We start from the raw sequence: 1,140 nt of genomic DNA, 5'->3' as shown, positions 1-1,140 counted from the left end.
TTTATATTCGCTTATATGCTCGTAGATATCGCCTTCGCTTTTAGTGCCTAGCTTTCTAACCATATCGTTTAGAAAAAATTTCTCAAAATTTTCACCGGTTACCTTAGCGCCGCTACTGGTGCGCACATCTTTACCGTCTGCAATATCTGCTAAAATTTGATCGGCTTGTTTACCAGTCATTTTTTATCCTTTCTCAATCGTGTAAAAATGTTACAATCTGGTGTTCTTTTGGTAGAAATTTTCTACCGCCAATTCCACGACTACCATATTCTTTTAAAGCCTCATTCAAGACGCCATAAAGTTCATCTAACGAAATTCCGTCGATACTAGAATTTATATTTTCTAGCTTATATTTTATAAAAAACGGATTATCGACTAGCATTTTACTTGTGGTTTCGTCATAGACCCGTCTAATATCAAGCTCGATTTCTCTACCCTTATAATAAAGCAGCCAAATCTCCTCTCCGGTATATCCGTCTCTTGGATCAGGCAGATGCGGGCTACAAACAAAAATAAGCCAAATATCTCTTTGCCTGTCTATGACCCAATTCAACCACTTTATTTGATAGGGTTTTTGTGGATTATAATGATATTTTGCCAAGCATTGATCTACACGATTTATAATATCATATTTCTCAATATCCTCTTTAGAAATATATTCTGCTACAAATGCCATTCTCTACTCCTTAAGAAATTTAATAATCTTGATTTTACGATATGTTTATATCCGCCTATGCGCTAATATATAGTGTATTTAAAATTTAAAACTGCTTTACCATATCGAATTTCAAGGTTCTTTACTACTCTAAATTTTTAAATTTACTTCCCAGCACTACAAGATACAAAGCCTAAAGCCGAATACAAGACGCTATGTTAAAACGCCATAGCTGCTTAAACTATCTATTGGGCTAACTACCAAACCATCTACTTGGCTACCAAACGGCCTACTCGCACCTTCCGTATCTAGACATTAGTTCCGCTTTTTTGATATTAAAGCTAGCTTTTTGCGTATGTTCTTTAAGAGCTAGCTCCTTTTTTAAAGAAGCTATTAGGGAGTTTAAAACATCGATTTTTGAGCTTTCGTTGCCGGCATTTAATCTCTTTTGCATAGTTAGGATATCTTTTGAAATTTTAGAGGAA

3 protein-coding genes are annotated in these 1,140 nt (G+C 34.9%); all 3 read right to left on the bottom strand.

The annotated features are described in order from the left end of the window. Positions 1 to 180: hypothetical protein (locus tag Q0605_RS11190; RefSeq protein ID WP_298706931.1), on the bottom strand; the 180-nt coding region annotated here is incomplete at its 3' end. 13 nt (positions 181 to 193) lie between these two features. Then, positions 194 to 676, bottom strand: coding sequence for a hypothetical protein (locus Q0605_RS11185; protein ID WP_298706930.1), 483 nt, complete (start codon positions 674 to 676; stop codon positions 194 to 196). 268 nt (positions 677 to 944) lie between these two features. Then, positions 945 to 1,140, bottom strand: a 196-nt coding sequence (locus tag Q0605_RS11180; protein WP_298706929.1) for a hypothetical protein, incomplete at its 5' end; no start/stop codon positions are given.

This window comes from uncultured Campylobacter sp., assembly GCF_938017705.1.
In the GTDB taxonomy this organism is placed as follows: domain Bacteria; phylum Campylobacterota; class Campylobacteria; order Campylobacterales; family Campylobacteraceae; genus Campylobacter_B.
The sequence above is the reverse complement of the archived record's forward strand: the minus strand, read 5'-3'. Positions and strand labels throughout refer to the sequence as shown.